Genomic DNA, 13,020 nt, shown 5'->3' with positions numbered 1-13,020 from the left:
GGTTGGCCATGGAAACACCCATGGAACACGCTTTATCGCCGGGCCTCTACATAGTCGCCACCCCGATTGGCAATCTTGGTGATATCACGCTGCGGGCCATCGAGGTGCTTGGCGCGGCAGATGTGGTAGCCTGCGAGGACACTCGCGTCACGGGAAAGCTGCTCAATCACCTCGGCCTCAAGAAGCGGATGGTGCGTTATGATGACTATGCGGATGACGCGAGCCGGGAGCGGCTGCTGGCAGCGATGCGCGAAAGGCCCGTGGCTCTGGTCAGCGATGCAGGAACCCCGCTGATTTCTGATCCGGGCTATCGGCTGGTGAGGGCCGCGCGCGAGGAGGGCATTGCCGTCACCAGCCTTCCCGGGCCCAGCGCGGCAGTGCTCGGCCTCACGCTATCGGGTTTGCCCAACGATCGGTTTCTCTTCGCAGGCTTTCTGCCCGGCAAGGCCAAGGCGCGTGAAGATGTGCTGCGTGAGCTGGCTGATGTGCCTGCCACTCTGGTGTTCTATGAAACGGCACCTCGCCTGCTGGACGCGCTGGGTGCAATCGGTTCGGTGCTGCCGGCGCGCGAGGTCGCGGTGGCGCGCGAGCTTACCAAGCGGTTCGAGGAATGTCGCCATGGCTCGCCGGGAGACATCGCAGAGCACTATCGCGCTCACCCACCAAAGGGGGAGATCGTGCTGCTGGTGGGACCTCCCGTGGACGTGCCTCCAGATGCGGCAGATGCGGACGGGCTGCTGCGGGAAGCGCTTGTCACGGAGAAACCGTCGCAGGCCGCGGCGCGGGTGGCGAAGGCGACCGGGCTTGACCGCAAAGCGCTTTACGCGCGCGCGCTCGAATTGAAGTGAGGCACGCACGAGAGCAGGCAGAGCGGCAGGGACGCCGGGGCGAAGCATGGGCCGCCTGGTACTTGCGCCTGACAGGGTGGCGAATCTTGGGTCGTCGTATGAAAACGGCGCGAGGCGAGATCGACATCGTTGCGCGGCGCGGACGAACGGTTTGCTTTGTCGAAGTGAAGTGGCGCGCCAGTGCGGCGGGCCTGGAGCACGCTATCGACGCGGGGCGCCTCCGGCGGGTGGCCGCGGCGGCCCAGGTGCTCGCCCCCCGATACGCTCAAGCGGGAGAGACCGTGCGGATCGACGTCTTTCTGCTCGCCCCCTGGTGCTGGCCGCGCCGGATTGTAAATGCGTGGCAACCCGGCGTCTGAAGGGCGGTGGCAAAACCACATTCGCGACACGGCAAACGTCGCATGGGGGGGACGCGCCGTGCGGCCAGCGTTGCGAATATACTCGCCCCATCCTTGATTTGCGGTAAGGCAGCCCATGGTAGTGGCCCTTAGCGAGAGGTGAGATGGCGTTACGTATTGCGGTCCAGATGGACCCCCTCGAGACGATCAACATCGTGGGCGATTCCTCCTTCGCGCTGATGCTGGCGGCGCAAGCGCGCGGCCATAGCCTGTTCCACTACGACGTGCGGAGCCTCGCCTACGACACGAGCGAGGGGGCGGGCGGCAGGCTGACGGCGTGGGCGGCGCCGGTGACGGTGCAACCGGTCGCCGGCAATCACTTCGCCCGCGATGAGCATCGCCTGATTGACCTGGCGAGCGACGTGGATGTCGTACTCATGCGGCAGGACCCGCCTTTTGACCTCGGCTACATTACCGGCACGCATCTGCTCGAACGTCTCGCCGGCACGACGCTGGTGGTGAACGATCCGGCCGCGGTCAGGAACGCGCCGGAGAAGGTCTTCGTACTGGATTTTGCGCGCTTCATGCCGCCGACGTTCATTGCTCGCCGTCTTGAGGATGTGCGCCGTTTTCATTCCGCGCACCCAGGCGAACTCGTGGTGAAGCCGCTGCACGGCAACGGCGGCAAAGCGGTGTTCCGCATCCCCGAGGATGGGTCAAACCTGGGTGCGCTGACGGAACTGTTCGGGCAAGTCTGGCCTGAGCCGTTCATGGTGCAGCCCTTCCTCCCCTCTGTCAGCGAAGGTGACAAGCGCATCGTCTTGATCGACGGCGAGTTCGCCGGTGCCATCAACCGCAAGCCCGGCGAGGGGGAGTTCCGTTCCAACCTTGCCGTTGGTGGCTCCGCAGAGGCAGCTCAGCTTACTGCGCGCGAGGAGGAGATCTGTGCGGCGATGGGTCCGGAACTGAAGGCGCGCGGGCTCGTTTTCGTCGGCATTGACGTAATCGGCGGACAGTGGCTGACGGAGATCAACGTGACATCGCCCACCGGTATCGTCGCCATCGACCGGTTCAACGGGACCGACACTGGCGCGCGCATCTGGGAGGCGATCGAGGGACGCCACGCCGCGATGTGAACTTTGCACGGGAATTGGCATGAATGAATGGGTTCTGCGATTGATAGAAGGCGGCGGCTATTGGGGAGTCGCCTTCCTCATGGCGCTGGAGAACATCTTTCCGCCAATTCCCTCTGAACTGATAATGGGGGTGGGCGGCCTCGCGGTGGCGCGAGGCCGGATGGATATTGTGCCTCTGATGATTGCCGGCACGGTCGGTGCGACGCTTGGAAACTACGTGCTGTTCCTCGTGGCGGACCGGCTTGGGTATGAACGGCTCAAGCCTTTCGTGGACCGCTGGGGGCGATGGCTGACGATGGACTGGGGCGAGGTCGAGCGCGCCAGCTATTTCTTTCGGAAGCACGGCGGCGCCGTCGTGTTCTTCATGCGGTTCCTGCCGATGTTCCGCACCATCGTCTCGATCCCCGCCGGGCTTTCACACATGAGCCACGTGCGCTTCCTGCTCTACACGACCGCGGGCGCCGCGATCTGGAACTTCGTGCTGGTCCAGATTGGCCGCTGGGCGGGGAAGGCCTTTGATGAAGCGGAGAAGTACTTTGGATGGGCCACGATCGTCGTCGCCGGTGCCGCGATCCTTTTCTATTTCTGGCGTGTGGTGACCTGGAAGCCAACGCCGAGCTGATCCCGCGCGGCCTCATGCATCAGCCGTTCTCTCGAGGATGCGCGCTGCGGTAGACGTCGAGCAAAGTGGCGGCATCGACTTTGGTATAGATCTGCGTCGAGCCCAGGCTTGCGTGACCCAGCAACTCCTGAAGCGAGCGCAAGTCCGCGCCCGCGCCCAGCAAGTGCGTCGCAAAGCTGTGGCGCAACGCGTGCGGCGTGGCCGTAGGTGGTAGGCCAAGCGATACGCGCGCGCGTGCCACCGCCTTTTGCACCATGCCTTGCGAAAGCGGGCCGCCTTTTGCGCCGCGGAACACCGACTCCTCGCGACCGACTGGCCAGGGTGATTTCGCGAGATAGTCTGCGATAGCCTCGCGCACGATCGGAAGCAGCGGCACAACGCGCTGCTTGTTGCCCTTGCCGGTCACCACCAGGGTCTCTCCCAGCGGCAGCGCGGCTCCGGTCAGCGAAAGCGCTTCTGCGATCCGCAACCCCGCTCCGTAAAGAAGCAGCAGCACGGCACGATCACGCGCACCGATCCAAGGTTCCGCCGAGTCTTCTTCCACTGCAACGGCGAGGTTGACCGCTTCATCGGGCGTGACAGGCCGTGGCAGCCCCTTTTTCACGCGCGGCCCGCGCAGGCGCGGCGGCGCCGTGTCTGTTCCTGCCTGCTGGCGTGCGAAAGCGAGGAACGCCTTGAGCGCGGAGAGCTCGCGAGCCGCCGAGCTATTGCCGATACCGTCAGCGCGGCGGCCGGCGAGATGGCTGCGCAAGGCTGTCGCATCGATTCGGGCAAGCGTCGGCCAGTCCCAATCCTTGTGTCCGATCAGGCGCGCCGCGGTCGCCAGATAAGCTCGAATCGTGTGTGCTGAGCGGCGCCTGTCCTGGTCGAGGTGAGCACCCCATGCTTCGAGGACGTCAGCGCGTGTCATCACGCCGCAACGAGCGCTTCTGGTACAAGCTCGGCCAGCAGGGCGTCGAGGAGCGGCATGCCCGCCTCCGTCACTCCGATACGGGTGCCGCGACGCCAGGCGAGCCCTTGGTCAGCGTAGAATGTTAGCTTCTCTTCGACACATAGCTTAGACGCGGGCACGCCCACACGCTGGGACACAGCGTAGAGATCGACACCTTCGGCGAGGCGCAGGCCCATCAGCATGGCTTCGGCAGCCTGCTCACGCTGCCCGAGCTGGCGAGCCTCCGCGATTCCATCGCCCTGCTGCGAAACCGCAGCAAGCCAGTTCTCCGGCTTGCGGTGTCGGACTGTTGCCACGCCAGCGCGGCGGCCATGCGCACCGGGGCCGATGCCGCAGTAGTCCTGGTAGCGCCAGTACGCCAAGTTATGGCGGCTCTGCTCGCCCGCGCGCGCGTGATTGCTGATCTCGTAGCTCGGGAGCCCGGCTGCAGCGGTACGCTCGCGCGTGAGGTCGAACAGATCGGCCGCCGCATCGTCGTCGAGCGGCGTGAACTCGCCTTTTCGCACCAGCGTCTCGAAGCGGGTGCCCGGCTCGATGGTGAGCTGGTACAGCGACAGGTGCCCGGTGCCGAGGCCTATTGCACGCGCCAGTTCAGCATCCCACGCCTCGGGGGTCTGCCCAGGGCGTGCGTAGATCAGGTCAAAGGTCACGCGCCCGAAATGCCGCTGCGCGACTTCAAGCGCCGCGAGGCCCTCGGCAGCATCGTGCAGCCGACCCAGGAAACGCAACGTGGAATTGTCCAGTGCCTGCAGGCCGAGCGAGGCGCGGTTGATGCCGACCGCTGCCAGTGCGGCGTAGTTGGCCGCTTCGACGGAAGACGGGTTGCCCTCCAGCGTGATCTCGATGCTGCTATCGAAGCCCCACAGGCGCTCCGCTTCTTCCAGCAAGCGGGCAACCAGGGCAGGAGGCATCAGCGAAGGCGTGCCTCCCCCGAAGAAGATCGAGGTGAGCGTCTCACCGCTCGCGCATTCTGCTTCCCGCCGCATGTCGGCGAGCAGAGTTCGCTCCCAGATGTCATGATCGATCCGGTCGCGCACATGGCTGTTGAAGTCGCAGTAGGGGCACTTCGCCAGACAGAACGGCCAGTGGATGTAGAGGGCGCGGGCCATGGCGCTCCCTAGCAACTCCGCACAGCTGCGGCCACTCTAACGAGGAGAGGGGACGTCAGTGGCCGAACTGGTCGGCGACGAGCTTGGCGAAGGCGTCGGCGCGGTGGCTGATGCGGTGCTTCTCTTCCGGGGGCAGTTCGGCAAAGGTGACGTCTCGGCCCTGAGGCACGAACACGGGGTCATAGCCGAACCCCATGGTCCCTCGCGGTGGCCAGGAATAAGTGCCGTGGACCCGGCCTTCATAGACGACGCTGTCCCCTTCGGGCCAGGCTAGAGCCAGGACGCAGGAGAACCAGCAGGAGCGATCGACCTCGGTCCCGGCTTCGCAGAGCAACCCTTCGACTTTGCCCATTGCCATGTACCAGTCTCGGCCCAAGGGACCCTCGAACCACTGCCGCTCCGCCCAATCCGCGGTGTAGACGCCAGGCCGACCGCCCAGTGCGGTCACAGACAGGCCGCTGTCGTCCGCGAGCGCCGGGATCTGCGCAGCCTTTGCCGCGGCCCGGGCCTTGAGGAGGGCGTTCTCGGCGAAAGTGATGCCGGTTTCCTCCGGCTCCGGCAGGCCGAGCGCCCCTGCCGAGAGGCACTCGATGCCGTAAGGCGCGAGGAGAGCGCCGATCTCCTTCAGCTTGCCCGCATTGTGCGTGGCAATGAGCAGGCGCTTCCCCTCGAGCCGGCGGCTCACCGTCCGGTCGCCTTGGCCTGTGCCGCGAAGATGCGTTCGCAACCGATGCGGGCGAGGCGCAGCAGGCGCAGCAGGGCTTCCTCGTCGTAAGGCGCGCCCTCGGCGGTCGCCTGCGCTTCGGCGATGAGACCACCTTCGATCAGCACGAAGTTCGCATCGGCATGGGCGTTGCTGTCCTCGATGTAGTCGAGATCGAGCACGGGCGTGCCTTCATGAATGCCGCAGGAGATGGCGGCGACGCGAGCGGTGATCGGGTCTTCCTTGATTTTTCCCTCGGCCAGCAGCTTGTCGACCGCAAGGCGCAGCGCGACCCATGCGCCCGAGATCGAGGCCGTGCGGGTGCCGCCGTCCGCCTGGATCACGTCGCAGTCGAGCACGATCTGGCGCTCGCCCAGCTTCTTCATGTCGACCACGGCGCGTAAGGATCGGCCGATCAAGCGCTGGATTTCCTGCGTGCGGCCGGACTGCTTGCCCTTCGCAGCCTCGCGACTGCCGCGCGTGTGCGTGGCGCGCGGGAGCATCGAGTACTCGGCGGTGACCCAGCCTTCGCCCTTGCCGCGCAGGAACGGCGGGACCTTTTCCTCCACCGAGGCGGTGACGAGGACCCGGGTGTCGCCGAACGAGATCAGCGCAGAGCCTTCCGCATGCTTGGTGAAACCGGTCTGGATGTCGATAGCGCGCATCTCGTCGGGCGCGCGGCCGGAAGGTCGCATGAGTGTTCCTCTCGTGAATTCGTGAGGCGCCATTGGCTGAACGGGCTTGAGGCTGCAAGCACCATCCCTAAATTGCGGAGCGTGGCGACTCCTCCCTTTCTTGAACTGACGACCCGTGCGCGCGAGATCTTTCGGCTCGTGGTTGAGGAGTATCTCGACACCGGCGTCCCGGTCGGCTCCCGTACGCTGGCAGGTGGCGGGGCCTTGAACCTGTCGCCGGCGTCGATCCGCTCGGTGCTGGCCGACCTTGAGAAACTCGGCCTCCTCGCAGCACCGCACACCAGCGCGGGCCGGCTCCCGACCGAATCGGGGCTGCGCCTGTTCGTGGACGGGATGATGCAAGTCGCCGAGCCCACGCGCGAGGAGCGTGCGGCGATCCAGAGCCGCCTTGCCGAACCGGGCCCGATCGAGGCAGCATTGGAGGCGACGAGCGCGATCCTCTCGGATCTGTCCGCCTGTGCCGGCGTAGTCATGGTCCCGCAGCGCGAGGCGCGGCTGAAGCAGCTGTCACTCGTCTCTATCGCGGAGCGACGCGTGCTCGCCATCATGGTGGGCGACGACGGCGCTGTGGAGAACAGGATCATCGAACTCGCGGCGCCGGTCCAGGCGGCAGCGCTGGAGGAAGCTTCCAACTACATCACCGCCCATCTGGCGGGTCGCACGCTGGCAGAAGCGGGAATGGCCATGCGCACGGATATCGCGTCCGGTCGCAGCGCGCTGGATGCCGCCAGTCACGATCTTATCGAACGCGGCATCGCCGTCTGGAGCGAGGATGCGGCGCGCCGGCCCGTGCTGATCGTGCGCGGGCAGGCAAACCTGCTCGACGAAAGCGCCGTCTCCGACCTTGAGCGGGTACGGTCGCTGCTGGACGACCTTGAGAACAAGCAGTCCGTGGCCGACTTGCTCGACATGGCTCGGGACGCTCGGGCGACCCGAATTTTCATTGGATCCGAGAACCGCCTTTTCGCGTTGTCCGGTTCATCTGTGATCGCGTCTCCCTATCGCGACCGCGAGGGACGCGTGATCGGAGTTGTGGGGGTTATCGGGCCAACTCGGTTGAACTATGCGCGTGTCGTCCCCATGGTGGACTTCACCGCTCGGAGCCTGGGCCGGAGCCTGGATAAATTCATCGGTTAGCTGGAATTCAACGGACATGACTGAAGACAAGACGCAGCCTCACGAAGACAAGGCTGCTGCGGAGGAATTGAAGGGCGTTCCTGAGGAACTGCTCGAGAAGAACGCCGGAACCGCCGATCGCGAGGCGGACGAACTGGCACGTCTGCGCGAGGAGCTAGAGGTGGCCAAGCAGGACATGCTCTACGCTCGCGCCGAGACGCAGAACGTGCGCCGCCGGCTAGAAAAGGACATCGCGGATACCCGCGCTTATGCGGCCACCGGCTTTGCGCGAGATATCTTGTCAGTCGCTGACAATCTGTCGCGTGCGCTCTCTGCTATCCCGGCAGAGCTGCGCGAGGACGAGAAGATGAAAAACCTCGTCTCCGGCATCGAGGCGACGGGCCGCGAAATCGACAAGGTCTTCGCCGCGCACGGCATCAGCCGCATTGCCGCGATGGGCCTGCCGCTTGATCCCAATCAGCACCAGGCCATGATCGAGGTGCCCTCCGCAGAGGCTGAGCCCGGCACGATCGTGCAGGAGCTGCAGGCGGGATACATGATCAAGGACCGGCTGCTGCGTCCGGCGATGGTTGCGGTCGCCAAGAAGCCGGACTGAAACCGGCTTCAATTGGAACGCTTTCGGCCATAGTACACCTGGATGCGACGGATTGTTGATGTGGAAGGAACAAGGGCGGCGGGTCTCCGTTAACCCCGAACAATATTTGTTGGGTCACGGAGATAATCATGCGTAAGCTCATTCTTCCCGTCATTGCTGCTGGCGCGCTGTCGCTGGGTGGTTGCGCTTCGAACTATTCGGGCGAAGGTGCTCTGGCTGGCGGTGCCCTCGGTGCTGGCGTCGGAGCACTTGCAGGTGACGTCGCAGCGGGTGCTGCGATCGGTGCGGCGGCAGGCGGTGTTGCTGGCTCGCAGGTCGAGAAGGATCGCAACGGCGGCTGCTATCGCTATGATCGCGACGGCCGGCGCTACTATGACCGGGACTGCTGATCCGGCATCAAGCTATCGAAATGGCGCGGGCAACCCCCGCGCCATTTTTTTGTCCGCGGTTTAGGCTCCTGCGAACGGCAGAATTCCTCGGTAAGATGCCAGAGGCGGAGCGCCCGGCACATGTACGCCGCGCTCGAGCAGGAACACGTGGCGCACGATCTCGGCCTGCTGCTCTATCCCGTAGCGCTCGAGCGGCCATCCCGGCTTGAGCGAATAGTCGTAGCGGCAGAGCAGATGGCGGGCGAGTGGCAAGTACCACCGGCCCTTGCACTGCGTTTGCCACACATGCGTAATCTCGTGCAGAAACAGCGCTTGTGCCTGCAGCCCTGTCGCGGCGAAATCGTCCACATAGTGCCGGGACGCTGGATGGAAGTGAATGTGCCCAGTCGGTGCCATCAGGGTGTTGACGGGCTGAAATGGGAACCAGCGCCGCCGCTTCACTCGGACTGGGTTGCAATCAACTGCGTCGCCGAACACCGACCGGACAAGATTGCGTTCGCCTGTTGTCAGAGGGCGCTCGCCCCCCGGCGCGCAACTGCAGCCCGGATGAGCTACCGCCCTCAGCGTGCCGCCTCCGTGCTGGCCCCCATCGTCTCCACCTTTATCGGCATCGACAGCTTGTCTCCGTCCGCGAAAGTCAGCGTCATCTCAGTCGAGCCACCGGGTTGAAGCGAGTTGTCGACCTCGAATGCCATCACGTGCAGGCCGCCCGGTTCGAAAGCGATTTCAGCCTTAGGAGCGATTTCCACCCGGTCTACGGCAGCCATCTTGCCGCCCTCGGTGCGGTGCATCTCTGCCTTGCCCACGCCTTCGACATGCACCGCCGCCAGGGAGACGGCGGCCTCGTTGTTGTTGGTCGCTTTGAAATAAACAACGCCAGGACGGCCAGCGATGACGGGAAGCACGAGCCGACCCTCGGCCGCGTTCACGCCGGGCTTCGCGCTTGGTCCGATACTGGCGGAAGTTGCCATCGGGACGGCCGTCTCCTCGGCGGCCGGAGGCTCGGGGCTATCGCAGGCGCTGAGGTTTACGGCCGTGGCGACAAGGCCAGCCAACATGAGCGAGCGAAGCGTTGTCATGGCTCGATATTCCTTTCTTGCGGTGTTGCGCACTGGTGTCCGAAACTGGGTCGCGTCATGCCTGCACACCGCTCTTGTGCCAAGCAAAACCACTCCTATATCGCGCCGCGACGACATGCCCTTGATGAGGGACGTCCGAGCCGCCAAGCCGCCTTGCTCCGCAGGGGGAGGCGATCCGCGCGGTGTCATCAATGACGTGAGGAAATGGGGATAATGGCTAAAGTTATCGGTATCGACCTTGGCACCACCAACAGCTGCATCGCGGTCATGGACGGCGGCAAGCCCAAGGTGATCGAGAATTCGGAAGGCGCGCGCACAACGCCTTCGATCGTCGCCTTCACGAAGGACGGCGAGCGCCTGATCGGCCAGCCGGCGAAGCGCCAGGCGGTCACCAACGGCGACAACACAATTTTCGCGGTGAAGCGCCTGATCGGCCGCCGCTTCGACGATCCGGTGACCAAGAAGGATACCGAGCTCGTCCCGTATACCATCACCCGTGGCAAGAACGGCGACGCGTGGGTCAGCGCTGGCGGCGAAGACTATTCGCCCTCGCAGATCAGCGCCTTCATCCTGCAGAAGATGAAGGAAACCGCCGAGAGCTATCTGGGTGAGACGGTCACGCAGGCGGTCATCACCGTGCCGGCTTACTTCAACGACGCGCAGCGCCAGGCGACCAAGGACGCCGGCCAGATCGCCGGCCTTGAAGTGCTGCGTATCATCAACGAGCCGACCGCTGCTGCGCTGGCCTATGGCCTCGACAAGCAGGATGGCAAGACCATCGCGGTCTACGACCTTGGCGGCGGTACGTTCGACGTTTCGGTCCTGGAGATCGGCGACGGCGTGTTCGAGGTGAAGTCGACCAACGGCGACACCTTCCTGGGTGGTGAGGACTTCGACTCCAAGCTCGTCGAGTGGCTGGCCGACAAGTTCAAGGCCAAGGAGAACATGGATCTCCGCACTGACAAGCTTGCCCTGCAGCGCCTGAAGGAAGCGGCCGAAAAGGCGAAAATCGAACTGTCGTCCACCGCGACAACCGAGATCAACTTGCCGTTCATAACCGCGCGCATGGAAGGTGGCAGCACCACTCCGCTTCACTTGGTCGAGACGATCACGCGCGCCGACCTCGAGAAGATGGTCGCCGATCTGATCCAGCGTACGCTTGAGCCTTGCCGCAAGGCGATCGCCGATGCCGGCCTTACCGCCAAGGACATCGACGATGTTGTGCTGGTAGGCGGCATGACCCGCATGCCGCGCGTTCGCGAAGTTGTGAAAGAGTTCTTCGGCAAGGAGCCCCACACGGGCGTGAACCCGGATGAAGTCGTCGCCATGGGCGCGGCAATTCAGGCCGGCGTGCTGCAGGGCGACGTCAAGGACGTGCTGTTGCTCGACGTCACTCCGCTCTCGCTGGGTATCGAGACGCTGGGTGGCATCATGACCAAGATGATCGATCGCAACACGACGATCCCGACTAAGAAGAGCCAGGTCTACTCGACCGCCGAGGACAACCAGCAGGCCGTCACGATACGCGTGTTCCAGGGCGAGCGCGAGATGGCGCAGGACAACAAGATGCTGGGTCAGTTCGACCTCGTCGGCATCCCGCCGGCGCGTCGCGGCGTGCCCCAGATCGAGGTCACCTTCGACATCGATGCGAACGGTATCGTGAACGTGTCCGCCAAGGACAAGGGCACGGGCAAGGAGCAGCAGATCCGCATCCAGGCTTCGGGCGGTCTCTCCGACTCCGATATCGACCAGATGGTTCGTGATGCCGAGAAGTTCGCCGAGGAAGACAAGAAGCGCCGCGAGGCTGCCGAGGCGAAGAACAACGCCGAAAGCCTGGTCCACGCGACCGAGCAGCAGTTGGCGGAGAACGGCGACAAAATCGACGCTTCGCTCAAGTCCGACATTGAGAGCGCGATTGCTGAGGCCAAGACTGCGATCGAAAGCGGTGATACCGCTGAGATCACAGCCAAGTCGCAGGCTCTCACTGAAGTCGCGATGAAGATGGGTCAGGCCATCTATGAGCGCGAGCAGGCTTCGGGCGCTTCTCCGGAAGGCGGCGCCAGCGCCTCCTCCGATGGCGACGAGGACGTGGTCGATGCCGAGTTCTCGGAAGTCGACGAGAACAAGGGCTGATAACCTGATGAAAACCGCAACCCCCGCCGGTGCATCTCGTGCCGGTGGGGGTTAGGTTGTCTTCCGGGGAAGAAAAACGTGTCAGCTACTGAAATCGACTTTTACGAACTGCTCGAGTGCGAGCGGACGGCCGACGATAAGACGATCAAGTCGTCTTATCGCAAGCTCGCGATGAAGTACCACCCGGACAAGAATCCGGGCTGCAAGGAGTCCGAGGCCAAGTTCAAGGCGATCAGCGTCGCCTACGACTGCCTCAAGGACCCGCAGAAGCGTGCCGCATACGACCGCTATGGCCATGCCGCGTTCCAAAACGGTGGCGCCGGAGGTCAGCACGGAGCAGACTTCGGCGATTTTGGCGACATTTTCGAGTCCATCTTCGGCCAGGCCTTCGGTGGCGGCGGGCGGCAGCAGGCGCGCCGCGGCGCAGACTTGCGCTACGACATGGAGATCACGCTTGAGGAAGCGTTCCATGGCAAGAAGACTGAGGTCAACATAGAAGTCTCGCAGGCGTGTGAGCCGTGCCATGGCTCGGGCGCTGAACCAGGCACGGGCGCGCGGCGCTGCGCTATGTGTGGTGGCCACGGGAAGGTGCGCGCGCAGCAAGGCTTCTTCATGGTCGAGCGCACCTGCCCGACATGTAACGGCCGCGGTGAAGTAATCGAGAAGCCCTGCCGTTCCTGCAGAGGGGAAGGGCGGGTCGACAAACCGCAGCGGCTCGAAGTGGACATCCCGCCTGGCGTGGACTCCGGAACTCGAATTCGTTTGTCGGGTAAAGGAGAGGCCGGCCCGTTCGGTGCTCCTCCGGGCGATCTCTATATCTTCCTGCACGTTAAGCGGCACGACGTATTCGAGCGCGAAAGCACCACTCTGCTTACGCGTGTTCCGATCACTTTCACGACGGCCGCGCTGGGCGGCCATATCGAAATACCCGGCGTGGACGGTGAGCGGCTGTCTCTCGACATTCCAGCGGGCATCCAGTCCGGTAAGCAGTTGCGCAAGCGCGGGGCCGGAATGCCGGTGCTGCAGGGCCGCGGGCGAGGCGATCTGGTCATCGAGATCACGATCGAAACGCCAACTCGCCTCACGGCTCGGCAGAAGGAACTTCTGCGCGAATTGCAGGAAACCGAGACGGGCGACGAGTGCCCGGACTCCAAAAGCTTTTTCGAGCGCATCAAGGATGCCTGGACAGGTATCACGGATTGAGGCTTGCAGGCGCTGGCGTAACGCCGGCGCCTGCGCTCGGTTTGCTCCGGATCCCGCTCCTCAGTGGGATTCCCCGGGGCC

General features: G+C 64.3%; 15 protein-coding genes. 9 read left to right on the top strand and 6 right to left on the bottom strand.

Translation table 11 applies throughout. The annotated features are described in order from the left end of the window. The first annotated feature begins 20 nt into the window (after window positions 1-20). The 4 genes from rsmI to ABVV53_RS11215 all read left to right on the top strand — a co-directional run bounded on the left by rsmI (window position 21) and on the right by ABVV53_RS11215 (window position 2,944). Complete coding sequence (gene rsmI / locus ABVV53_RS11230) at window positions 21-848, top strand: 16S rRNA (cytidine(1402)-2'-O)-methyltransferase (RefSeq protein ID WP_353984515.1); 828 nt, start codon at window positions 21-23, stop codon at window positions 846-848. Then, window positions 845-1,207: a YraN family protein gene (locus ABVV53_RS11225; RefSeq protein WP_353984514.1), complete on the top strand. Its 363-nt coding sequence runs from the start codon at window positions 845-847 to the stop codon at window positions 1,205-1,207. Before rsmI ends, ABVV53_RS11225 begins: the two co-directional genes overlap by 4 nt. 143 nt (window positions 1,208-1,350) lie before the next feature. Further along, entirely contained in the window at window positions 1,351-2,322 is a 972-nt protein-coding gene (gene gshB, locus ABVV53_RS11220; RefSeq protein ID WP_353984513.1) for a glutathione synthase, read from the top strand. Between the two features lie 19 nt (window positions 2,323-2,341). Continuing rightward, entirely contained in the window at window positions 2,342-2,944 is a 603-nt protein-coding gene (locus ABVV53_RS11215) for a DedA family protein (RefSeq protein ID WP_353984512.1), read from the top strand. A gap of 19 nt (window positions 2,945-2,963) precedes the next feature. Here the strand turns inward: ABVV53_RS11215 and ABVV53_RS11210 are convergent, their stop codons facing one another. Genes ABVV53_RS11210 through rph form a run of 4 tightly spaced genes read right to left on the bottom strand, consistent with a single transcriptional unit; the run spans window position 2,964 to window position 6,403 of the window. Beyond that, window positions 2,964-3,854, bottom strand: coding sequence for a tyrosine recombinase XerC (locus tag ABVV53_RS11210; protein ID WP_353984511.1), 891 nt, complete (start codon window positions 3,852-3,854; stop codon window positions 2,964-2,966). After that, window positions 3,854-5,005: a radical SAM family heme chaperone HemW gene (hemW, locus tag ABVV53_RS11205; RefSeq protein ID WP_353984510.1), complete on the bottom strand. Its 1,152-nt coding sequence runs from the start codon at window positions 5,003-5,005 to the stop codon at window positions 3,854-3,856. Before hemW ends, ABVV53_RS11210 begins: the two co-directional genes overlap by 1 nt. Window positions 5,006-5,060: 55 nt before the next feature. Beyond that, window positions 5,061-5,690: an RdgB/HAM1 family non-canonical purine NTP pyrophosphatase gene (gene rdgB / locus ABVV53_RS11200; protein WP_353984509.1), complete on the bottom strand. Its 630-nt coding sequence runs from the start codon at window positions 5,688-5,690 to the stop codon at window positions 5,061-5,063. Further along, window positions 5,687-6,403 carry a ribonuclease PH gene (rph, locus tag ABVV53_RS11195; protein ID WP_353984508.1) on the bottom strand — a complete coding sequence of 239 codons (717 nt, stop codon included), beginning with the start codon at window positions 6,401-6,403 and terminating at the stop codon, window positions 5,687-5,689. Before rph ends, rdgB begins: the two co-directional genes overlap by 4 nt. Before the next feature lie 81 nt (window positions 6,404-6,484). On the opposite strand from rph, the gene hrcA reads away from it, so the two are divergent. The 3 genes from hrcA (at window position 6,485) to ABVV53_RS11180 (ending at window position 8,524) form a co-directional block, all read left to right on the top strand. Further along, window positions 6,485-7,540, top strand: a complete 1,056-nt coding sequence (gene hrcA, locus ABVV53_RS11190; RefSeq protein WP_353984507.1) for a heat-inducible transcriptional repressor HrcA — start codon at window positions 6,485-6,487, stop codon at window positions 7,538-7,540. A gap of 16 nt (window positions 7,541-7,556) precedes the next feature. After that, the gene (gene grpE, locus ABVV53_RS11185; RefSeq protein WP_353984506.1) at window positions 7,557-8,135 is read left to right on the top strand and encodes a nucleotide exchange factor GrpE; all 579 of its coding nucleotides are present in this window, start codon (window positions 7,557-7,559) and stop codon (window positions 8,133-8,135) included. 128 nt (window positions 8,136-8,263) lie between these two features. Further along, complete coding sequence (locus tag ABVV53_RS11180; RefSeq protein WP_353984505.1) at window positions 8,264-8,524, top strand: glycine zipper domain-containing protein; 261 nt, start codon at window positions 8,264-8,266, stop codon at window positions 8,522-8,524. Window positions 8,525-8,584: 60 nt separating this feature from the next. Here ABVV53_RS11180 and ABVV53_RS11175 read toward each other — a convergent pair whose 3' ends face one another. Beyond that, the gene (locus ABVV53_RS11175; protein ID WP_353984504.1) at window positions 8,585-8,920 is read right to left on the bottom strand and encodes a hypothetical protein; all 336 of its coding nucleotides are present in this window, start codon (window positions 8,918-8,920) and stop codon (window positions 8,585-8,587) included. Window positions 8,921-9,084: 164 nt separating this feature from the next. Further along, entirely contained in the window at window positions 9,085-9,603 is a 519-nt protein-coding gene (locus tag ABVV53_RS11170; protein WP_353984503.1) for a copper chaperone PCu(A)C, read from the bottom strand. Window positions 9,604-9,816: 213 nt separating this feature from the next. On the opposite strand from ABVV53_RS11170, the gene dnaK reads away from it, so the two are divergent. Together dnaK and dnaJ are read left to right on the top strand one after the other, a co-directional pair. After that, entirely contained in the window at window positions 9,817-11,736 is a 1,920-nt protein-coding gene (gene dnaK, locus ABVV53_RS11165) for a molecular chaperone DnaK (protein ID WP_353984502.1), read from the top strand. A 78-nt stretch (window positions 11,737-11,814) separates the two neighbouring features. Beyond that, window positions 11,815-12,939 (top strand): molecular chaperone DnaJ, encoded by a 1,125-nt coding sequence (gene dnaJ / locus ABVV53_RS11160; protein WP_353984501.1) that lies wholly within the window; start codon window positions 11,815-11,817, stop codon window positions 12,937-12,939. Window positions 12,940-13,020 lie beyond the last annotated feature (81 nt).

The sequence above is a fragment of the Novosphingobium kalidii genome (assembly GCF_040534015.1).
GTDB lineage: Bacteria > Pseudomonadota > Alphaproteobacteria > Sphingomonadales > Sphingomonadaceae > Novosphingobium > Novosphingobium kalidii.
This window is presented reverse-complemented; position numbering and strand designations above follow the sequence as displayed.